Source organism: Tenacibaculum sp. MAR_2009_124, from assembly GCF_900105455.1.
In the GTDB taxonomy this organism is placed as follows: domain Bacteria; phylum Bacteroidota; class Bacteroidia; order Flavobacteriales; family Flavobacteriaceae; genus Polaribacter.
Window position 1 is genome coordinate 385,821 of sequence record NZ_FNSF01000001.1, and the last position, 21,009, is coordinate 406,829.

The 21,009-nt window shown below is 32.3% G+C and carries 18 protein-coding genes and 1 other RNA gene; 11 read left to right on the forward strand and 8 right to left on the reverse strand.

Annotated elements, in window-relative coordinates:
- Nucleotides 1–922: 922 nt before the first annotated feature.
- Entirely contained in the window at nucleotides 923–1,117 is a 195-nt protein-coding gene (locus BLW23_RS00975; RefSeq protein ID WP_093667387.1) for a cold-shock protein, read from the reverse strand.
- 774 nt (nucleotides 1,118–1,891) lie between these two features.
- Here BLW23_RS00975 and BLW23_RS00980 point away from each other — a divergent pair.
- From BLW23_RS00980 to lgt, 6 genes are all read left to right on the forward strand, one after another.
- Complete coding sequence (locus BLW23_RS00980; protein ID WP_093667388.1) at nucleotides 1,892–3,115, forward strand: cytochrome-c peroxidase; 1,224 nt, start codon at nucleotides 1,892–1,894, stop codon at nucleotides 3,113–3,115.
- A 5-nt stretch (nucleotides 3,116–3,120) separates the two neighbouring features.
- Nucleotides 3,121–4,422 (forward strand): sulfatase-like hydrolase/transferase, encoded by a 1,302-nt coding sequence (locus BLW23_RS00985; protein ID WP_093667389.1) that lies wholly within the window; start codon nucleotides 3,121–3,123, stop codon nucleotides 4,420–4,422.
- A 34-nt stretch (nucleotides 4,423–4,456) separates the two neighbouring features.
- Nucleotides 4,457–5,368: a PLP-dependent cysteine synthase family protein gene (locus BLW23_RS00990; RefSeq protein WP_093667390.1), complete on the forward strand. Its 912-nt coding sequence runs from the start codon at nucleotides 4,457–4,459 to the stop codon at nucleotides 5,366–5,368.
- 183 nt (nucleotides 5,369–5,551) lie between these two features.
- Nucleotides 5,552–7,033, forward strand: coding sequence for a cysteine--tRNA ligase (cysS, locus tag BLW23_RS00995; RefSeq protein ID WP_093667391.1), 1,482 nt, complete (start codon nucleotides 5,552–5,554; stop codon nucleotides 7,031–7,033).
- A complete protein-coding gene (gene yidD, locus BLW23_RS01000) occupies nucleotides 7,034–7,276 on the forward strand; it encodes a membrane protein insertion efficiency factor YidD (RefSeq protein ID WP_093667392.1) in 243 nt (80 codons plus the stop codon).
- 5 nt (nucleotides 7,277–7,281) lie between these two features.
- Complete coding sequence (gene lgt / locus BLW23_RS01005; protein WP_093667393.1) at nucleotides 7,282–8,133, forward strand: prolipoprotein diacylglyceryl transferase; 852 nt, start codon at nucleotides 7,282–7,284, stop codon at nucleotides 8,131–8,133.
- A 51-nt stretch (nucleotides 8,134–8,184) separates the two neighbouring features.
- Here the strand turns inward: lgt and BLW23_RS01010 are convergent, their stop codons facing one another.
- The 5 genes from BLW23_RS01010 to BLW23_RS01030 all read right to left on the reverse strand — a co-directional run bounded on the left by BLW23_RS01010 (nucleotide 8,185) and on the right by BLW23_RS01030 (nucleotide 15,294).
- Nucleotides 8,185–9,111, reverse strand: coding sequence for an LLM class oxidoreductase (locus tag BLW23_RS01010; protein ID WP_093667394.1), 927 nt, complete (start codon nucleotides 9,109–9,111; stop codon nucleotides 8,185–8,187).
- On the reverse strand, nucleotides 9,111–9,926 hold the full coding sequence (locus BLW23_RS01015) for an SDR family NAD(P)-dependent oxidoreductase (RefSeq protein ID WP_093667395.1): 816 nt from the start codon (nucleotides 9,924–9,926) through the stop codon (nucleotides 9,111–9,113). Before BLW23_RS01015 ends, BLW23_RS01010 begins: the two co-directional genes overlap by 1 nt.
- Nucleotides 9,927–10,060: 134 nt before the next feature.
- Nucleotides 10,061–11,056 (reverse strand): BtrH N-terminal domain-containing protein, encoded by a 996-nt coding sequence (locus tag BLW23_RS01020; RefSeq protein WP_093667396.1) that lies wholly within the window; start codon nucleotides 11,054–11,056, stop codon nucleotides 10,061–10,063.
- An 89-nt stretch (nucleotides 11,057–11,145) separates the two neighbouring features.
- Nucleotides 11,146–13,590 (reverse strand): TonB-dependent receptor, encoded by a 2,445-nt coding sequence (locus BLW23_RS01025; protein WP_093667397.1) that lies wholly within the window; start codon nucleotides 13,588–13,590, stop codon nucleotides 11,146–11,148.
- 12 nt (nucleotides 13,591–13,602) lie between these two features.
- Nucleotides 13,603–15,294: a M23 family metallopeptidase gene (locus BLW23_RS01030; RefSeq protein WP_255362699.1), complete on the reverse strand. Its 1,692-nt coding sequence runs from the start codon at nucleotides 15,292–15,294 to the stop codon at nucleotides 13,603–13,605.
- A 150-nt stretch (nucleotides 15,295–15,444) separates the two neighbouring features.
- On the opposite strand from BLW23_RS01030, the gene BLW23_RS01035 reads away from it, so the two are divergent.
- The 4 genes from BLW23_RS01035 to rny all read left to right on the forward strand — a co-directional run bounded on the left by BLW23_RS01035 (nucleotide 15,445) and on the right by rny (nucleotide 17,820).
- Nucleotides 15,445–15,735, forward strand: coding sequence for a hypothetical protein (locus tag BLW23_RS01035; RefSeq protein ID WP_093667398.1), 291 nt, complete (start codon nucleotides 15,445–15,447; stop codon nucleotides 15,733–15,735).
- Between the two features lie 11 nt (nucleotides 15,736–15,746).
- Nucleotides 15,747–16,034, forward strand: coding sequence for a cell division protein ZapA (locus tag BLW23_RS01040; RefSeq protein WP_093668404.1), 288 nt, complete (start codon nucleotides 15,747–15,749; stop codon nucleotides 16,032–16,034).
- A gap of 63 nt (nucleotides 16,035–16,097) precedes the next feature.
- A non-coding RNA gene (ssrS, locus tag BLW23_RS01045) (6S RNA) lies at nucleotides 16,098–16,206 on the forward strand.
- A gap of 48 nt (nucleotides 16,207–16,254) precedes the next feature.
- Nucleotides 16,255–17,820 (forward strand): ribonuclease Y, encoded by a 1,566-nt coding sequence (rny, locus tag BLW23_RS01050; RefSeq protein WP_093667399.1) that lies wholly within the window; start codon nucleotides 16,255–16,257, stop codon nucleotides 17,818–17,820.
- A 54-nt stretch (nucleotides 17,821–17,874) separates the two neighbouring features.
- Here rny and BLW23_RS01055 read toward each other — a convergent pair whose 3' ends face one another.
- The gene (locus BLW23_RS01055; protein WP_093667400.1) at nucleotides 17,875–18,603 is read right to left on the reverse strand and encodes a hypothetical protein; all 729 of its coding nucleotides are present in this window, start codon (nucleotides 18,601–18,603) and stop codon (nucleotides 17,875–17,877) included.
- A gap of 216 nt (nucleotides 18,604–18,819) precedes the next feature.
- On the opposite strand from BLW23_RS01055, the gene BLW23_RS01060 reads away from it, so the two are divergent.
- A complete protein-coding gene (locus BLW23_RS01060; protein ID WP_255362700.1) occupies nucleotides 18,820–19,326 on the forward strand; it encodes a DinB family protein in 507 nt (168 codons plus the stop codon).
- 74 nt (nucleotides 19,327–19,400) lie between these two features.
- On the opposite strand, the gene BLW23_RS01065 is transcribed toward BLW23_RS01060, so the two are convergent.
- The gene (locus BLW23_RS01065; RefSeq protein WP_093667402.1) at nucleotides 19,401–20,546 is read right to left on the reverse strand and encodes a gliding motility-associated C-terminal domain-containing protein; all 1,146 of its coding nucleotides are present in this window, start codon (nucleotides 20,544–20,546) and stop codon (nucleotides 19,401–19,403) included.
- Nucleotides 20,547–21,009: the final 463 nt, after the last annotated feature.

Consider the following 21,009-nt stretch of genomic DNA (forward strand, 5'->3'; position numbering starts at 1 on the left):
ATACTCATACATAAGACTTTTGGAGCTCCTCTTAAAGAAGGAAAGTATTTTATATTTGAACTTCCAATTAACCTATAATATTTCAGAATCATCTAGAAATTAGCAAAGTTGACTCAATTCCTCGCTTTATTGTGATTGATAAAAACTTCAATATAGTTAGCGCTTATGTTCCTAAGCCATTATCTGGGGAATTGGATAAAATAATAACAGAAAATCTCCGATTTTGTTATTTTTAGGACGCAGTAAATATAAAAAGAGCTCAATATTTGAGCTCTTTTTTATGTTAAGGGAATCTGTGTTTTAGGGAATCTCTTTATTAAGTACACTTCAAAAGTAAGGAAGGTTTGAACGTTATTTTTCATGTTTTAGATGCCTAGTTTAGTTTAGGAGACGAGTATGATAACTAGTTGGGTAAACCATTAAACGATCGGTTAATCGATGAGTACGACGTTTTATTTCGTTAAATAAAAAATACATAAGTACAGCTATAGTTCTGCAGAACTTCTAGAAGAATGATTAACAAGATTAGGAAATGCATACAAATTATTTAAAAGAGGATGTCGACTTAAGAGGAATAGCAAAAAAAACGAAGGGACGTATAGAAAACGAAATTTCCAAGTAGAAAAAGAAATGAGAAAAAGAGTTTATCCGTAAGCTCGTTTTCTCATTTTAAGGTTAAATAATTTCGGGGGGTATCTTTATTTAATACCTTAAAAATAGGATTAAAAAAGGTTGTTTACATAGAAAAAAGTTGTATTCAACCTTTTGAAAGATCAATGCCTCTAATTCGTAGACGAACGGATTAGATACTATTTGTTTTCTTTGTGTGCAAAAAAAAAGATTGCCAGTGTTATACTGGCAATCTCTAATTTTAATTATAACATTTTATAATAAAAATATAATTAATTAGTGAGTCGACTAATTAACTAATAACTTCAACGTTAACGGCGTTTAAACCTTTTTTTCCTTGTTCAGTCTGATATCTAACTCTATCATTTTCTCTAATCTCATCGATTAAACCAGAATTGTGAACAAAAATATCTTTTCCTGATTCTGCTGATGTAATAAATCCAAATCCTTTTGAATCGTTAAAAAACTTTACTGTACCTTCTTGCATGGGTATTAAATTTTATATTATTAAATTATTTTTCTGTTCATGAAGAGCACGATTAATTATCATGATTCATAAGAATAATGAGTATATCTAATGCTATAAAAACACTAAAAACAATAAAGGAATAATGAAATAAAAAAGGGCAAGAAGAGTATAAACTCAAAAGACTAATTACTAAATAATACCTTAAAATTAATAGATGATCTCAATGAACGGTGCAAACATAAGTCTTTTAAAATTATAAATTTATAATTTTTTCTATTTATTTTAATTGAAGCTAAATTTGAAGTTGTTTTTTCTAAAAAAATAAAAAAGAACTCAATTTTTGAGTTCTTTTTCAATTTCAAAAATAGTTTATGATGAGATTTTTTCGAAATTACTTGTCAAACATATTTGAAATAATCTTGTAGCAAGTGTTTTTTAGTTAGGCGAAACTTTTTTTTTGATGAAGTTCCATTATCTATAGTTCGTTGGCAATAGGTTTTACCAATAAGTGAAATATACTTTTTTAATACTGGCTAATTGACGTTTTTTTCGTAACTTTTTTGAGCTATTTGAAGCTTACTACTCATTGTTTGATGTTAACTTCCAAAATAATATCCCAAAAATTATTGGTTTTAATTTAAAAGAATAATTGGATAAAACTTTTTTGAAAATTTAGGGTCAAAGAAAATTGTAACACCGTTCTACTTGAAACCATCATTTATAATGATATACAATAAGTGCTTATTATTATAAAGTTCTTTTGGTTTATGGAACTTACAAAAATATATACCAATGAAAAAAGCTGTAGTAAGTTGTTTGATTATATTCTTATTATTAATGGTAGGATGCTCAGAAGATAGCGATACTTATACTCCGATAGAACAAGATCCGTTAGAAGATCTAAATCTACCAAATGAATATTTCAATTATGCCAATATACCATTACCAGCCCATTATACGAGTAACGCATTTAGTTCTCAATCTCCATTTCAACATGCTGCAATAGACTTTGATAATACTCCTGCAAATAATCCAATTACTGATGAAGGAGCTACTTTAGGCAGGGTTTTGTTTTATGATAAAAAATTAAGCGCTAATGGAACTGTAGCATGTGCGTCATGCCATAAGCAAGAAGTTGGTTTTTCTGATACTGATGTTTTAAGTGAAGGATTTGATGGTGGTAGAACAAGAAGACATTCTATGGGACTAACCAATGCTAGATTCTACTACACGGGTAAATTTTTCTGGGATGAAAGAGCCGCTACTCTAGAAGATCAGGTGCTAATGCCATTTCAAGATGAAGTAGAAATGGGATTAACAATTCCAAAACTAGAAGAAATAGTTCGTAATGAATCCTATTATCCGCCATTATTTGAAGCCGCTTTTGGAACCGAAACCATTTCTAGTGAAAAGATAGGAAGAGCGTTGTCTCAATTTATTAGAAGTATGGTTAGCACTACTTCAAAGTATGATATTGCGAGGAGCGAAGTACAATCACCAACGGATAATTTTCCAGGATTTACACAAGAGGAAAATCAAGGGAAATCTTTATTTTATTTACCGATAACGACAACGAGTGGAGATCGGGTAAACTGTTCTGGCTGTCATGTTTCTGAGGCATTTGTTGGCCCAATACCAAATGGACCTTTCGGAACGACAACATCGGTAACCAATGGCTTAGATGCTGTTTCTACCGATGACTTAGGAATTAATGAAACCACAAATAACGCAAATGACATAGGGAAGTTCAAAGCCCCGTCTTTAAGAAATATCTCCATAAGACCACCTTATATGCATGATGGAAGATTTGCTACTTTAAAGGAAGTAGTTGAGTTTTATAATTCAGGAATTCAAAAGCATACGAATTTAAGACCGCCACTTTTAGGGTCGGATGACAATCCTATACGACTTAACCTAAATCAAGCACAAAAAGATGCATTGGTAGCGTTTTTAGAAACACTTACTGATTATGAAATGTTATCTGATGAAAAATATAGTGACCCATTTAAAAATTAAACTTTATGCAAAAATCTACCTTATTAATTATTGCTTTGTTTTTTTTAATTTCCTGCGGAAATGATAACGGCGAGGTTTCTAATTCTACACCAACGCCTTCACTCGAAGAAACCCCCAATATCTTATTAATTATTGTAGACGATTTAGGAAAAGATGCTCTTTCTGGATATTCTGAAGGGGTAATTAAGCCCAATACCCCGAATTTAAATGAACTTAGAAATAATGGATTATTATTCAATAATTTTTGGGTGTACCCAACATGTTCTCCCACAAGAGCTTCAATTATAACTGGTAAGTATGGATATAGAACAGGAATAAAATGGGCGGGTGATGTTTTAAGTAATTCAGAAACAATTCTTCAAAAATACATTAGCAATCAAACTAATAACGAATATGCCACCGCTGTTGTAGGCAAGTGGCATTTAGCGGGAGGAAATAACCGTACATTTAATCCTGAAAGTTTGGGAATCGATTATTTTGCAGGTATTATTTCAGGAACTTCCGACTACTATCAATGGGAGTTAACCGAAGATGGTAGTGTAACCACTCAGAATAATTATATTACTGAAAAGTTTACGGATTTATCTATTGATTGGATTGCAGAGCAATCGAAACCATGGTTTTTATGGTTAGCTTATACTGCCCCTCATACGCCTTTTCATTTACCTCCAAACGAAATGCACTCGCAAGAAGGGTTGGCGGAATATAATAACGGGACTGATGTTTTACCTTATTATTTGGCAGCTATTGAGGCAATGGATTATCAAATCGGTAGACTTTTAAATAGTATGTCTTCTGAAGAAAAAGGAAATACAACAGTGATTGTTCTTGGTGATAATGGAACACCGAATCAAGCGACTCAATCTCCTTATGAATCTAGTAAAGTAAAAGGAACATTGTATCAAGGAGGAATTAATACTCCAATTCTTGTGTCAGGAGCAGGAGTCTCTCGCACAGGAAGTGATAATAGCTTAGTATCCAGTACCGATTTATATACCACTCTAGCTGAAATAGCTGGGGTATCAATTAATGAAATTAATGATAGTAAGAGTTTTAAATCATTATTTTCAATAAACAATCAAATTAGAGAGTATCAATATTCTGAAATGAATAGTGATTCTAAAGATGCTTGGTGCATTAGTAATGGAAACTTTAAGCTCATTGTTGATTCAAATGGGCAAGAACAGCTTTATGATTTGATGAGCGATCCTTATGAGAGATCGAATTTGATGGAAGGGACTTTAAGTGAAAATGAAACATTGGAAAAAGAAAAATTAAAAGCAGAGTTATTGAAAATTAGAAATTAACTATCTTAATCGGAATTAATTAAATGAATTATTAATGAAAGGGATAGGAAATACGCCATTAATTAAACTAGATAAAATAGTTGACAAAGATATGGCCGACATCTATGTGAAATATGAAGGAGCTAACCTTTCTGGAAGTATGAAAGATAGAATGGCACTTTCTATGATTGAAGGAGCTGAAAAAAGAGGAGAGCTAAAACCTGGAGGCACCGTCGTTGATTATACTGGAGGAAGTACGGGAAGTTCCTTGGCAATGATATGTTCGTCGAAAGGTTATAAAGCACATTTTGTTTCTTCAGATGCTTTTGCAGCGGAGAAACTCCAAACGATGCGAGTTTTTGGAGCATCATTGGAATTGATTCCGAGTGAAAATGGAAAAATTACTGCTAATATTATAGATAAGGCTCTTAAAAGAGTAGGAGAAATTGCAGATCAGCCAAATGCATTTTACACGAATCAGTTTAGAAACTCAGATAATAAAAAAGCGTATCATACAATGGCGGAAGAAATTTTGAATGATTTAGGGAATGATATTCATGAATTCATAGCTGGTGTAGGAACAGGCGGCTGTTTTTCTGGAAATGCTGAAATTTTAAAAAAACAAATCCCTTCCATTAAGTGTATCCCAATTGAACCTTTTAATGTGAAAACTTTATCAGGAGGAGATACTTCAGGAACTCATAGGTTAGAAGGAATGGGAGCTGGTTTTATTCCAGAGATTTGCAGGCTAGATTTAGCGGATTATATTATCGCTGTGAAAGATGAAGATGCTTATACTACCGCAAGAGCTTTAGCTAATAAAGAAGGTATATTTGGAGGGGTAACTTCAGGTGCTAATGTATGGGCAGCATTACAAAGAGCAAGAATTTTAGGAAAAGGAAAAAAAATTGTCACCGTTATTTGCGATTCAGGATTAAAGTATTTACAAGGAGATTTGTATAGGTAGATTGTAAAAACAGACCATTTAAGATGGTGTTAGAGTCAATAAAAATAGTCCAAAAGGGAAATTATAGTATGGGGGATTTATACAAGAATAAGTAAACCTTTTTAACAAAAACTTCACTATAATTCCATTTCTCTATTCTCTATAAAGTGCCTATCTTAGCGTTTGTTAAATGCAACTATACCTATGGAATTATTGAAGGAAAACAAACTTAAAATTTACAACTCATTATCAAAAAACAAAGAAGTTTTTAAACCTGTAACTGAAGGAAGGGTAGGTATGTATGTTTGTGGACCTACAGTATATAGTAATGTACATTTAGGAAATGTAAGAACCTTTATGTCATTCGATATGGTTTTTCGTTATCTGTTACATTTAGGATATAAAGTGCGTTATGTTCGTAATATAACCGATGCAGGTCATTTAGAAAGTGATGCCGATGTAGGAGAGGATAAAATTGCGAAAAAAGCTCGTTTAGAAGAAATTGAACCTATGGAAGTAGTTCAACGTTATACTGTAGATTTTCATAAAGTAACGGCGTTGTACAATTTTTTACCTCCAAGTATTGAACCAACGGCTACAGGACATATTGTAGAACAAATTGAAATGGTCAAAGAAATCCAAGAAAAAGGATTGGCTTATGAAGTAAATGGTTCGGTATATTTTGATGTGAAAAAGTATAACGAGGATAGTAATTATGGAATTTTATCTGGTAGAACTATTGAAGATGCAATTAACAACACAAGAGCATTAGATGGTCAGTCGGATAAGAAAAACCCTCAAGATTTTGCATTATGGAAAAAGGCCGATGATCGTCATATAATGAAATGGCCGTCTCCATGGGGTGAAGGTTTTCCAGGTTGGCACCTCGAGTGTTCTGTAATGAGTTCAAAATACTTGGGAGAGCAAATAGATATTCACGGAGGTGGAATGGATTTAAAGTTTCCACATCATGAGTGTGAAATAGCACAATCTCATGCTTGTTCAGGTGTGCAACCAGTCAATTATTGGATGCATGCAAATATGCTGTTATTAAATGGTCAGAAAATGGCAAAATCATCAGGGAACTATATTTTACCTGAAGCAATTTTAACAGGCGAAAACAACATTCTACCGAAACCTTTTAGTGTAGGAGTTGTGAGGTTTTTTATCATGCAGGCACATTATCGCAGTATTTTAGATTTTTCAGGGGAAGCCTTATTAGCTTCTGAAAAAGGATTTAACAAGCTAATGGAGGCTATTAAAAATTTAAAAGAAATTAGTGCAGGAAAAACAACTTCTGAATTTGATGTTAGTAATTGGAGACAGAGATGTTACGATGCCATGAATGATGATTTTAATACACCAATACTTATAGCGCATTTATTTGACGCTGTTAAGTTTGTGAATTTGTTAAAAGACAAGAAAGCTACAATTTCTGCTGACGATTTAGAAGTGCTTAAGAATACACTTAATGTTTTTTCTTTTGATGTTTTAGGGCTAGTCTCTGAGACGAGTAAACAAAATACAAAAACATTAGATGGTACGGTTGAATTATTGATTAAGCTACGTAAAGAAGCTAGAGAGAATAAAGATTGGGCTTTATCAGATCAAATACGTGATGAATTGTTAGCTTTAGGTGTACAATTGAAAGATGGGCGAGAAGGAACAACATTCACTATAAATTAATTGAAAAAAATACTGACATACCCGTTTATACTTTTGGTACGTTTTTACCAAACGGCTATTTCTCCATATACACCGTCAAGTTGCAGATATACACCAACTTGTTCGCACTATACAATAGATGCTCTAAAAAAACACGGACTTTTCTATGGTGGATGGTTGGCAATTAAACGTATTTTAAGTTGTCACCCTTGGGGAGGAAGTGGCTATGACCCAGTTCCTGATAAGAAAAATAAAAAAGAATAATATACATGAATTTTTTATCTGTTGTTTGGGATATAAATCCTGAAATTATTAAAATTGGAGGTTTTGGAATTAGATGGTATAGTTTAATGTTTGTGATAGCATTTATTCTAGGTCTTCATTTAATGAAAAAAATATACATTGAAGATAAAATTTCTGTTGAGAAATTAGACCCTCTTTTTATGTACGTATTCGTATCGATGTTGATAGGGATGCGTTTAGGAGATGTTTTCTTTTATAGCTGGGATTATTATCAAAATCATTTATTAGAAATCATTATACCATTTAAAAAACAAGAAGGAGCTTCTGCACTTTTTGGAATTCTTGATGGATGGAAGTTTACTGGTTTTACAGGCTTTGCTAGCCATGGAGCTGCTATTGCTATTCCCATAACACTTTATTTTTACGCTAAGAAACACTTGCAAAAGCCATGGTTGTTTATTTTAGATAGATTGGGAATTATGGTAGCCTTAGCAGGCTTTTTTATCAGGTTTGGAAATTTCTTTAATTCTGAAATTTATGGAAAACCAACAGGGAGTAGTTTCGGTGTTATTTTTAAGAGGGCAGGAGAAACGGTACCAAGATACCCAACACAATTGTTTGAGGCGTTTAGTTATTTAGTATTGTTCTTCGTTTTGTGGCATTTTTATTGGAAAACAAATAAAAAAAATCAAACAGGTTTCTTATTCGGATTATTCATGGTGGTGCTGTGGTCGCTTCGTTTCTTTATAGAGTTCTTCAAAGAGGCTCAAGTAGAAGGACGAGAAGACTGGGTGTGGAACTCATTAAACACAGGACAAGTATTAAGTATTCCTCTAGTATTAATCGGATTGTGGTTAATGTTTAGAAAAACTAAATAAATTATAAATAGAATAATTTATATATAGAACCGAGCGGGTAGCTCGGTTTTTTTATGAATTAAAATTTGGCAAAATACTACTACCAATTTCTTCAATTACTTCATTAGCTTCTCTGGAACTGTATTTTAAATTAAGCAGGACATGATTTACACCAAATGATTCTAAAGATTTTAAATAAGATAATAGAAACTTACTTCCCGTTCTTATCCCCAAATGAATAGGAGAGGGAGAAATATTTGGATTATCGACTAAATCAATATAAAGTGATTGTATATAGGGTTTCCACGATTGTTTATTTTCGCTAAGGGCTTGATGCCAATCATTCATAGAGCGCTTGAGTATATTAAAATCTCTAGGATAATACAACCATCCATCGGAGTTTTTCGCAATCCAATCTAAAGATTGCCCCGAATGTCCTGTCACAAGAAATGGAATTTTATGATTCGATTTGGGGACTAAGTCAGTACTCCCATTCATAAATCCGTAGTGAGAAGACTCAATTGAAGGATAATCTTTTAATAAAGATTGTATGTATTCGAAATTATCTCTAAATAAATCACCTTTGTTATGTATATTTTTATTGAAAGCTGGATATTCCGAAGGTCTATCTCCTGAAGCAATACCAAATATTGCTCTTCCTTTCGAAAGTTCCTGAATACTTAACATTGATTTAGCGGTATGAACTGGATGTCGAAGAGGAAGTATTATGGATCCCGAAGCAAGTGCAATGGACGACGTTTGATTCATAATATGCGTCATATACACCCATGGGTCATACATTTGTCCAGTATCTCCAAAATTTGGATCATGCAATGGAATATCTCGAAACCATAGAGCTTTAAAACCTAGTTCTTCTGCTTTTTTAGCAAGCATTTCCTGACGTTGCATAGTAGGTATAGAGCCAGAATAGGCTTCAATAGGAAAAACAAGCCCTAAACTTAATTTTCCCTGCTGCGCTATATCATTTAACTTACTCATTAATAGTTTAGGTTTGAATTTCGGAGTATTTCCGTAGTAACTTTCATTAACTCTTCTATTTTTTCATCATTATAACTATCTGCATGGGCAGATCCGAAGGCTCCTTTGTCATTATCGAAATATTTTCCACTTATATTTTTGTAGGAATGAGATAGCGCTAGATCATATAAAATCTGAACCCCTTTATCGGCTGATGACCAAAATTGTCCATACGCTTCTTGTACCATTTTAGTATTCAATAATGATCCGGGATTAACAGCAATAGTATTGATAGAAGGATATATCTTTGCAAGATAGAACGACCACATAGTTATAGCTAGCTTACTTTGAGCATAGGCTTGTTGCATTCCTAAGGTTTCATTACCCTTTAAGGCTTCTAAAGATATTGTAGCTTGAGCAGCAGAACTTAAATTGATTATTTTTGAATTATGCCCTTTTTTTAATAGAGAAAGCAAGGTTGATGTAAGTATTACCGGAGCGAAAAAGTTTACTGAGAAACGAACATCATAACCATCTTTAGTTTTTGGAGTAGATGTTGAAAATATTCCAGCATTATTAATAATAATATCAAGAGAATCATGTTTTTCGATAATATTCGAAGTGAATTTCTTTAAAGATGATAAGTCCGAGAAATCTGCAGTATAGCCAAATATACTCTGATTATTTGATGCTGTTTTTATTTCTAATAGAGTGTTCTCGAGTTTTTCTGAGTTCCTACCATGTAAAATCACAACATGTCCGTCATTTGCTATTTTTAAGGCTGTTAATTTCCCTATTCCATCTGTACTTCCAGTTATTAGTATGGTTTTAGTCATCACTTTTGAATTAATTTTATCAAAATAAATTTGATTTAGTTATTTAACTATAAAAAATATAGTAACAAAAATAATTATAGTTTTTAGTTCCTACAATAACGGTCAAAAAGGATAGTCTGTTTGATATCAGTAATCTAAAGGAGCTTAGCTGTAATCTTCTGTAAACTTTTCATAGTTTGTTCTTCCTTTGCAGAGAGTTCTAAAAGAATGTTGCTCACTTCTTCTATATATATAATATTTTCGGTGTCACCAATTAAATGGAGTAAATCGGAAACTCTTTTCCACATAGAAGCAATTTTCGAATAACTCTCGCTAGCTTCTAGTAGTTCCGAAGAATCCAATACATTAGCACTTTCTTTAAGAAAGTTTTTATACAAGTTTCTAAAGAGTGAACCACCAGTTCCTCCTCCTTCCATGAGAGAGGCGCATAGCTGAAAATCTTTTTTTATAGAAGTACTAGATTGAAACCATTTCTTTACTTCTAAGCTGGTCTTGGCGATTCCTTTATATCCGATATTTTTTATTGGAGGATTTAAAAAATCTGAGGCATTGTTATGTATAGCTTTTGGTATTACTTTTTTTAGTGAAGCTATATCTACTGTCTTTGAAATGGTATAAGATAAGTTTTTAGAAGACATTGGTCCCTTTTCGTTTCTTGCCAATGCTAAACTTTTTAAAGAAGTAACAGCATTTCGACCTTGTTGATTGGTGTCATTGAGATAAGCATAGAGTTCATCATAACCGTAAATAGAAGCATAATGGCCAGCAAAATGAATTTTACTAGCAAAGTATTCCAAATGATAGCAATCTAGCTTTAAACCGACAGGTATTCCTTTATCAAGCGAATCTTTTACAGTACTCCAAGCTTTTCTTGTAGATAAAGTCTCTTTTACTTCTAAAGTTAAATTTAAATTCTGGCAAATGTTTTGCGTTAGAAGATCTGGTTTAATTCTTCCTCCAATGAAAGGAAAGTCCATCATTTTCATATTCCAATAAATATATCCCAAACCCTGTCCGATGCCAAACAACATAGGTTCGGATAAATGTATCCCAATATGCTTTAAAAGACTTCCAGTGGTTGTTGTTTCGCAGTGTTCACCAATAAATGGTTGAAAATCCTTAATAATCATTCGTGTATTTTTTACAAATCTACTACAGTCCTAAGTCAACCTGTTGTCAGGGGTGAAAATTATAGAAGTATAAAATAGCAAAGGTGGAATTAAAACTTCATGCCAAGTTTTACGTTTAAAACCCTTCCAGTCATAAAGTTCGGAATTCCATATTGTTGCTTGCTGTAGGCATCTCTAACCCAGGTGTTAGTAATTGAGTTTCTTACGTCAAAGATATTGAAAAGTTCAAGTCCAATAGTAAATTCCTTAAATTGACTTAAAAAACCGCTAGAAACAGGTTTATTTACATCGGTTAACACATAAGAAACGCCTAGATCGGCACGTTTATAATCGTTTAATCTATTTTGAAACTCATAAACATCAGAATAGGCAGGAGCTCCACCTGGAAGCCCTGTATTATAAACGATATTTAAATAGGCTTTTAAATCAGGAAGATTAGGTACGTAATCTTGAAATAAAACTCCAAATTTCACCCGCTGATCTGTTGGGCGAGCAATATAACCTTTATTGTCTATATTTTCTTCTGTTTTTAAATATCCGAAACTTATCCAACTATCACTACCAGGCACAAACTCACCGTTCAATCGAACATCAAGTCCATATGCATAAGCTTCCGTGACGTTATCGGCTCTATAGCGTATTCTAACGTTATCAATTGAATATGAATTAACATCCGTAAGGTTTTTATAATAGACCTCTGTGGTTAATTTAAACGGTCGATTCCAAAGATTAAAACTATAATCATTTCCTGCAACAACATGGATTGATTGTTGAGCTTTCACTTCGGGGTGAATTTGCCCATTATAATCTCTAAGTTCTTTGTAAAATGGAGGCTGTGCATACCATCCACCAGATAACCTAAAAAGTACATCGCTATTCCAGTTAGGTTTTATTGCTATTTGTGCTCTTGGGCTAAATATAATATGGCTTTGAGAGGCCTGTGAATTAGCGGTAACATTCCAGTAATGAGCACGAACTCCTAAATTTAGCCAAACTTGATGATCGTCAATGAAGGTCTTTCGGCTTACTTGCGTAAACCCCGAAACTCTTTGTATATCAATATTGTTTTGAGCTCTCACATTTTGATAGGGCTCTATAGGTCCATTAAATGGCTCATAGGGTTGTTCATTTATGGAATGATGAGGAGGGCGAACAGAAAAACCTAATGAATCAATAATTTCCCATTCATTAATTCGATCCTTTATGTTTTCAGTTTGATATTTAATTCCTGCTCTCCATTCATTTTTACCTTGCTTTAAAGTTGCTCTGATTTGAACGGCATTAATCAAAGCATCTAAATCGTTTCTAGCATGATTTATTTGGGAGCCTATGCCTTGAGAGAATTCAACTTCTCCAAAGTTTTCTGAACCTGCATTGGTGTCAACTTCACCTAAGTTGTACGAAGCAGCAATATCAAAATACTCTTCCTCTTGGGTGTTAAAAGAAGAAATTGTACCTGTCAGTTTTAAATTTTCATTTACATTGTAATCAGCAGAAAAAGCGCCAAATAAAGTTTTGAATTGATCTTGTTCTTGCCCTTGATAAAAAACGATTAATTCAAGTGGGTTGGCAAGGGTTCCAAATCGAGTTCTTCTAGTTAAAGGTTGATAATTATAATCATTCAGAGAAAAATTACTCAAAAAATTGAGTTTTAGTTTATCGGATAACTCATAAGAAAGGTATGTTTGAATATCAGTAAACTGCGGTCTAAAATTAACTTCAGTTTGCTTGCTATTCACAAATAAACTGTTGTCACGATACCTCACTCCTAGAATGGCTCCTAATTTATTATTTAAGAAAGAATCTTCTATCGTTAAGCTTCCTCCTAATAAACTCATTTCAATTTGAGCTCCGAACTCTTGAGGCTTTCGGTAGGTAATGTCTAATACTGAAGAAAGTCTATCGCCATACTTTGCCTGAAATCCTCCAGCAGAAAAATTAATATTCTGAATCATATGTGGATTGATAAAACTAAGACCTTCTTGCTGACCAGAACGAATTAAAAAAGGACGGTATATTTCAATACCATTTACATACACCAAATTTTCATCAAAATTTCCTCCTCTAACATTATATTGCGTGCTAAGTTCATTATTATTACTTACTCCCGGCATTGTCATCAACACATTTTCAACTCCAGCGTTGGCTCCAATAAGGTTCTTAACTTTTTTAACGTCAATTTTAGTGATTCCTTGGGCTTCCTTTTTTCTATTCTTAACAATAACCTCTTTCAGGTTTTCATCTAAAGCTTTTAATTTTGGAGAAAAGTTAAATGTTTTATTTCCTCGGGCCGTAAACTTTTTGGTGATTGCTTTGAATGAAACATGACTAAACGTTACTGTTACCGTTTTTCGTATAGGAATAGAAAACTCGTAAACTCCGTTTTTATCTGAGGTAGTTCCTTTATTTAAATACGTGATTGCAACGTTTTCAATAGGTGAATTATTTCGGTCGGTTATTTTTCCCTTAACCGTGGCTGTTTTTTGAGCAAAGATTAAAGTAGGGAAAAAAAGTATAAAAATAAGTTGTTTCAAAGTGTACGGTGTTTACTTTTTAAAAAACGCTGTTTTTAACGTTTTGGTATTTCCAACGTTATCAGACACTACAATTTTAAAAATATGTTTACTACCCACCAACTTTTTATCACTAAAATTGTAAGTTAATATCCCTTTTTTGTGATTGTATTCCATTAAAATCCACTCATTATCAATAGTGGCTCTATAATTTCTGATACCTGTTTCCTTGTCTTTTATTTTTACTTTTAGTGTTTTGTTTTTAGATATCCATTTTCCTTTTTGAAAGTTAACAGGTGTAATCGAAGGTTTTTTGGTGTCGTAATTTAAAGTGTACTTACCTAATGATTTTGTTGAGGTATATACTTTGTCAGTTTTCTTTTTTGTAGAAACATATCTCGGGTATTTGGGATTATCTACATTAGCGATATAAACCTGTTCTCTTTGAGCATCGGAAAGATGCGATATACCAAAGGTTAGCGTATATCTTTTATCTAAAGGAACAGTACGTTCATGAATTGAAGCGACTCCGTTATTTAATTCGAAATCTATAAAACAATCTTCATAAAACGTGTTTTTTGGAAAAGCCACAGTAACATTTTGTAGCTTGAATTTATTGAAATCTCCAGTTTTTATTTTGTGTTTGGTTGTGTCTAATTTTTTGAAAATTAAATTACTTTTCACACCCTTGATAGGTATTTTTATTCGTGTTTTATTTTTTTTGAAATCACTACTAATAATTTCGACGGTATAGTTTGAGTTTTCTTCAACAGTAATTTTACCGTTATTAACTAAATCTTCATAAAGACTAAGTTTATTGGCAGGAACCTTATGTGTTTTTTGAAATTTCTTTCTGTATTTTTTATAGTGGGCATAATCAATATGAAGATTAATGAATTTACTTTCAGAAAATGAAAACGTTTCCAGATCATGATAATAAACTCTGTTTCCATTTACTTTCATTTCTAAACTGAAAATTCCATTTTTATTGGAAGCACCATCTAATCGATCAAATACATTAATTCCAAAACCGATGGATCCAGAAGCATAAATCCTATCCGTTACAAATTCACCCTCTTTAATGTTTTTTAGTTCAAGAGCAGTGTTTTTAGCGAAGTTATTTATGCGTGCGTCATTACTTAAAGGGTATACCATTAATTGATTGACTGTTGGTTTTATATTGTCGTTAACATTAAAACTAAAAAATAAAGGATTTATAATGTTCTCTGTTTTGGTGTTTCTTATTTCGTAATGTAAGTGTGGCCCACCTGAACTACCTGTGTCACCAGTATAACCAATAATATCTCCTTTTTTTATAATAAACCTATCTTGTTTGGGAAAAAGGTTCCCAATAGCGTACTTCTCCTTTTTATATTGGGTTTCTTTTACGAAACTCTGAATATTTTTTGCAAATTTTCTTAAATGAGCATATACCGTTGTATATCCGTTCGGATGGTTCATATATAAAGCTTTTCCAAAACCATATTGACCGACTTTTATTCTGGAAATATATCCATCAGCTGGAGCATATATAGGCAAGCCTTCTTTACCTTGAGTTTTTATATCTATTCCTGAATGGAAATGATTACTTCGCAATTCTCCGAAAGTTCCTGAAAGTATAATTGGAATTTTTAGCGGAGAATCAAAGTAATTTTTTGGATATTGGTTTTGAGCAAGAGTAGTTCCAAATGCTAAAGAAAAAAAAAATATAAGGTAAAGTTTCAAAATTGCAATAGTTTTAAAACAAAATTAGTAAAATAAATATTAAAATGATAGTATCTTTGTTATCAATAACTTATTAAAAAGGTGCAAAAAATTTGTTAAATTAATCTATATTAATAACTTTGTAAAAATAGTTTTATTCTCACTAAATTAATGAGTAACACTCAAGAAGCGATTCATTTACTGGAAGTTAAGTTGAAAACATTGCTTTCGAAGTATGAGTTTTTAAAGGAAGAAAATAATATTTTATTCCAAAATAACGCGAAATTACAACGTTTGTTACAAGAGAAAGAGCAACAATTAATAGAAAAACAAGAAGAATATGACTTGTTAAAGGTTGCAAAAACTATCGAGGGCGGTAATAATAACACGAGAGAAACAAAACTCAAAATAAATACATTAGTAAGAGAAATTGATAAATGTATCAAACTCTTAAGTACCTAAAAGTTCTTTACATGACGAAACTAAAAGTTAATGTTGTAATAGCAGGTAGAACATATCCATTAAGCGTTGGTTCTATAGATGAAGAGGAAGGGATGAGGAAAGCTGCTAGGAATATTAATGAATTAATTGCTAAATTTGAACAAAATTATGCTGTTGCTGATAAACAAGATGTTTTAGCGATGTGTGCGTTACAGTTTGCGTCGAAATTAGAAATAGAATCGATAAGTAAAGAAAAGAAAGATAAAGAAGCGTTACAAAAAATAAAGGGGTTAATTAAATTAATTGATGCCGAAATATAAATAAAAGTTCTTTTAAATATATAATATTAATATACTGCCTGCATTAGTACTATAGTTTAATAAACTCAACACTATTCAATTAGAAAGGATGAGTCTTGATTAGTAAAGTATGCCAACTTTGTTTTGGATTCTTGATCAATCAGTTAGTCCTAAACCTGTCTATATGGAGTTTATAAAACCCTATTAATGTGGGCTTTTTTTATACAATCAATTTTAAATTATGGAAGGAGTATTATTTCCTGCTTTGGCGGGAATTATAGGTTTAGTAATAGGTTTTATTATTGCTAAAATGTTAGAGAAGACTAAAGCGAATAAGTTAATAGTTGATACTAAGGATAAAGCTAGGAATATAATAAAAGAGGCAAGAGTTGAGGCTGAAGCAATAAAAAAGGATAAAATCTTACAGGCTAAGGAAAAATTTATTGAATTAAAATCTGAACATGAAAAGGTTATTTTATCCAGAGAAAAGAAAGTTTCTGATGTAGAGAAAAGGGTAAGAGACAAAGAAAGTCAGGTTTCGAATGAATTAGATAAGTCGAAAAAGAATAATAAGTCATTGCAGAAAAAAGAGGCTGACTACGATTATAAAATAGAATTTCTAGAGAAAAGAGAAAGTGAAATAGAAAAAATTCATAAGCGTCATGTTGATATGCTTGAGCAGATATCTGGATTGTCTGCTGATGAAGCAAAAACAGAATTGGTAGCTTCTTTAAAAGAAGAGGCAAAATCTGATGCTATGGCTTTTATTCAGGATACTGTTGAAGAAGCTAAAATGACTGCGCAGCAGGAAGCTAGAAAAGTAGTTTTGAATACAATTCAGAGAGTAGGAGTAGAGCAGGCTGTTGAAAATTGTGTTTCAGTTTTTAATTTAGAATCTGATGATGTAAAAGGGCGAATTATTGGTAGAGAAGGACGTAATATTAGAGCCTTAGAATCGGCCACGGGAGTTGAAATTATTGTTGATGATACGCCTGAAGCAATTATTTTATCTTGTTTTGATCCTGTTAGGAGAGAGATCGCTAGATTATCAATGCATAAATTGGTAACAGATGGAAGAATTCACCCAGCAAGAATTGAAGAAATAGTTCGTAAAACGGAAAAACAAATTAATCAGGAAATTATCGAAGTAGGTAAGAGAACTGTCATTGATTTGGGAATTCACGGCTTGCACCCAGAACTAATAAAGACGGTTGGAAGAATGAAATACAGATCTTCTTATGGTCAGAATTTATTGCAGCACTCTAGAGAGGTAGCAAATCTTTGTGGAATTATGGCTGCTGAAATGGGGCTTAATGCAAAAGCGGCTAAAAGAGCTGGGTTGTTACATGATATTGGAAAAGTGCCAGAAACAGAAAGTGAATTACCACATGCCATATTGGGAATGCAATGGGCAGAAAAGTATGGTGAAAAACCGGATGTATGTAATGCCATTGGAGCTCACCACGATGAAATAGAAATGAAGAGTATGCTTTCTCCAATTGTTCAAGTTTGTGATGCTATTTCAGGAGCGAGACCAGGAGCGAGACGTCAGGTTTTAGATAGTTATATTCAACGTTTAAAGGATTTAGAAGATATTGCTTTTGGATTCACAGGTGTACAAAAAGCATACGCTATTCAAGCTGGTAGAGAGTTGAGAGTTATGGTTGAAAGTACTAAGGTTAGCGATACGAAAGCAGCTGAGTTATCGTTCAATATATCTCAGAAAATCCAAAATGATATGACCTATCCAGGTCAGGTGAAAGTTACGGTTATTAGAGAAACCAGAGCTGTTAATGTAGCGAAATAAATTAAAGTTCATATATATTAAAATCCCGAGTCATTTTTGACTCGGGATTTTCTTTTATCTATTCCTTCTAGACCTCCCTTGTTGTTCAGGAGTTGTGTTTTTAAAATGACGGCTCTTGCTCTTTTGCTTTTTTCTTCTCAGAACTTTACTTCTCTTACCTATATCCGCGTTAGGAGTGGCTCTATAATAAAAATAATTATCGTCTTCTCTAAATTGTCTGTAGTTATTTCTGAAATTTCTTCGATTAAAATACACATCATTATAGTCATAAATGTCTCCAATATTAATATCGATACCTATGGAGTCGTCACAACCTATTCCATCTTCAAAATAAACTCCATTTTTCACACTTCCTTCGTAATAAGGATTTCCCCATCGATCGTAACGAATGCTCAAATCTCCAACTCTTATCAAATGTCCTCTTCTATATCTCATAAAAACATTTCCAATTCTTGTTACGTTTCCTCTGTTGTCATAATTCACAAAAACGTTTCCAACTCTGCGTATTTTTCCTCTATAATCTCTTTCAATTCTTACACCTCTATCAACTCTAGATCTTCTACCACGATAATCAACATATCTGTTGTTTCTAAAATGGGTATTAAAATCAAAATTACCGTTAAGGAAAACATGAAATTCTACACCTCGCTCAACGAAGGAAATAGAACTATTATACGTTCGTTTGATATTAACCCCAAGCTCGCTAGTTGATATCTCATTAGTACTTGCTTTTACTGGTGTTAATAGTATTAATGTTAATAAAAAAAGTATCCCTGTTCTCATAATTGCTAAATTTAGGGTTATGCTTACTCTATATGCTTTTCGGCTTCCGCAGTTATTAATGAATATTCAAAACGTGTGCCAAAAATTTTTCGCAACTTTATAAATCGACCAGAAATAAGATTATGTGCTTGTATATAAGTTGGTTGTAAAAGAGCAATAAAATATTATTGATTACTCGTAAAATAACCTATATTTATGCGACTTAGTTATTAAATAATGAATAATATAATGATTGAAGCTATAGACGAGAATTTACAAAGAGGTATTAAATTATTGAATAGTATTAATGATCAAGAATATTGTAATAAATCTGTAGCACCATATTATTCAAGTATCGGTACGCATATGCGTCATGTACTTGACGTATTTTCATGTATTTTCAATGGATTAGAAACTAAAACTGTTGATTTTTCTGATAGAGAGAGAAATACCTTAGCAGAAGAATGGATTGTGGAAGGTTTAAAATATTTTGAAGAAATACGATCCAATTTATTAAAGCTTGATAAGGTAGATTTTAACGAACTGATATACGTTACGGATGATTTGGGAAAAGGAAGAGTAACTGTTCAGTATACTTTAGGTAGCGCATTAGTTCAAGCACATAGTCACGCTATTCATCACTTTGCAAGTGTGGGTTATATTATCAATCAATTAGGAATTCAATTGCCAGATGCAGATTTCGGTTATAACCCTACTACACCAAAAGAGGTCGAAAAATCTTAATATTTGTTTTATTACTTATATATGATGTAGTAGTAAGTAGTAAGTAAATTTTTTGCGTTATAATTTAACTATTATTATCTGTGAATATAAACCCAACCTCTTTGAGTTTTACTTCCGTTATCAGTATCAATATCTAAAGAGTAAAAATATGTTCCTACAGGTAAATCATTCTTTTTGTTAATGGTAGCTCTACCAGTTGATTCTCCTCTCCAATTATTCTTATAATCGATAGCTTCGTACACAACATTACCCCATCTATTAAAAATGGTTAAGCTGTTTCCATTATATTGCTCTAAACCTTCAAAAATTAAAGTTTCATTCGTTGGGTCACCATTTGGAGTAAATATTAGGTTTACATTATCAAGAGAGTTATTAGAAAATTCAGAACCGATAGTGATTACTGTAAAATCATTTGGTGTGAATGCGTTTGAAGTAATTTGACCAGTACCAACATCACCATTAACTCCAGTTCTACCTAAATCTATCCATTTACCTTCAGATTCACTCCAACCTACTACTCGCAATAAATTTACATTTGAACTAATGTTGCTAATGTCACTATTGTTATCCCAAGTAAGGGTAATTCTAGTTTCTACATCTCCATCTAAATCCCAAAACTCTGTATTACTAACATTATCAATAAAAATTTGTTTTTGAGTTGTATCATAATCGTAAGGAGTGTTGTTAGGATTTATAGCAAAGTAAGCACCTTTGAAAGTAGAAGCAGTACCTTGTGTTGTAAGAATCATTGGTCTCAAACTATTATCATCACCTATAGGAAATGAGAAAGTACTAGAACCTGTAACCGAAACGTAACCGTCAACATGTCTTTGATCATCTTCTCCAGCATAAACGTTGTGATTTATAAAATCAAGTGAAGTGTTTGAGTTGTCTCTAGATGTAAATACTTTACCATTGATAAAACTTAAATCATTTGTAACTCCAAGAGAAGTGTAAAGCTCGATATCATTGATGACATCTATTTCAACATCGTTGAACACAGCTCTATTAGCTCCTGATATACTTCTGATTTCGTTATCGCTGTAAAAACCAGCAATACCTTCATTATTGTTGTCCAAGTTTCCATCATTAACTAAATCTGTATGGAAACCAACGCTTGCATCACTGTGCAATTTTACTTCTCCGAAATTATGAAAAGCTGTTTGAGCACCTAAAAACATAGGCATAGCAATAGCTATCATAGATAAAAAATTTTTCATAATACCCCCGTATTTTTATTATTTTTTATTACTAATTAATACTTTAAAACTGTCTGTCTTTTAAATGTCGTTTACTTTTCAGAAATATGTTAGTTTTTACTAGTGCACAAATATACTATTTTTTTTGTATTTCACAAGTTTTTTTATACCATACATACTTGATTTTTAACAATCTATGTACAATATTGTACTTTGTTCGGTTTTTTACACTATTTGTTTAAACTAAATTGGCTAAATGGTGAACTAAAATTAAATTTATAAATGTTACTTCTTCGAAAACTTTTAACTACTTGTTAGAGTTACGGTCTGTTTCATTTTTGAACTTAATTTTTACATTTTAAAGAACTTATGTAATAGACGTTGGGTTAACATCTTAATTACATTTATATGACACAAATAATTTAAGTTGGTCACAATTAACGAGTTGTAATTAACTTTTTGTTAATTAACCTCTTTTCAAAGG

Coding starts and splice junctions, on each gene's coding strand:
- BLW23_RS00975 (WP_093667387.1), bottom strand. CDS start 1,117: ATGCAAGAAGGTACAGTAAAGTTTTTTAACGATTCAAAAGGATTTGGA.
- BLW23_RS00980 (WP_093667388.1), top strand. CDS start 1,892: ATGAAAAAAGCTGTAGTAAGTTGTTTGATTATATTCTTATTATTAATG.
- BLW23_RS00985 (WP_093667389.1), top strand. CDS start 3,121: ATGCAAAAATCTACCTTATTAATTATTGCTTTGTTTTTTTTAATTTCC.
- BLW23_RS00990 (WP_093667390.1), top strand. CDS start 4,457: ATGAAAGGGATAGGAAATACGCCATTAATTAAACTAGATAAAATAGTT.
- cysS (WP_093667391.1), top strand. CDS start 5,552: ATGGAATTATTGAAGGAAAACAAACTTAAAATTTACAACTCATTATCA.
- lgt (WP_093667393.1), top strand. CDS start 7,282: ATGAATTTTTTATCTGTTGTTTGGGATATAAATCCTGAAATTATTAAA.
- BLW23_RS01010 (WP_093667394.1), bottom strand. CDS start 9,111: ATGAGTAAGTTAAATGATATAGCGCAGCAGGGAAAATTAAGTTTAGGG.
- BLW23_RS01015 (WP_093667395.1), bottom strand. CDS start 9,926: ATGACTAAAACCATACTAATAACTGGAAGTACAGATGGAATAGGGAAA.
- BLW23_RS01020 (WP_093667396.1), bottom strand. CDS start 11,056: ATGATTATTAAGGATTTTCAACCATTTATTGGTGAACACTGCGAAACA.
- BLW23_RS01035 (WP_093667398.1), top strand. CDS start 15,445: ATGAGTAACACTCAAGAAGCGATTCATTTACTGGAAGTTAAGTTGAAA.
- BLW23_RS01040 (WP_093668404.1), top strand. CDS start 15,747: ATGACGAAACTAAAAGTTAATGTTGTAATAGCAGGTAGAACATATCCA.
- rny (WP_093667399.1), top strand. CDS start 16,255: ATGGAAGGAGTATTATTTCCTGCTTTGGCGGGAATTATAGGTTTAGTA.
- BLW23_RS01055 (WP_093667400.1), bottom strand. CDS start 18,603: ATGAGAACAGGGATACTTTTTTTATTAACATTAATACTATTAACACCA.
- BLW23_RS01060 (WP_255362700.1), top strand. CDS start 18,820: ATGAATAATATAATGATTGAAGCTATAGACGAGAATTTACAAAGAGGT.
- BLW23_RS01065 (WP_093667402.1), bottom strand. CDS start 20,546: ATGAAAAATTTTTTATCTATGATAGCTATTGCTATGCCTATGTTTTTA.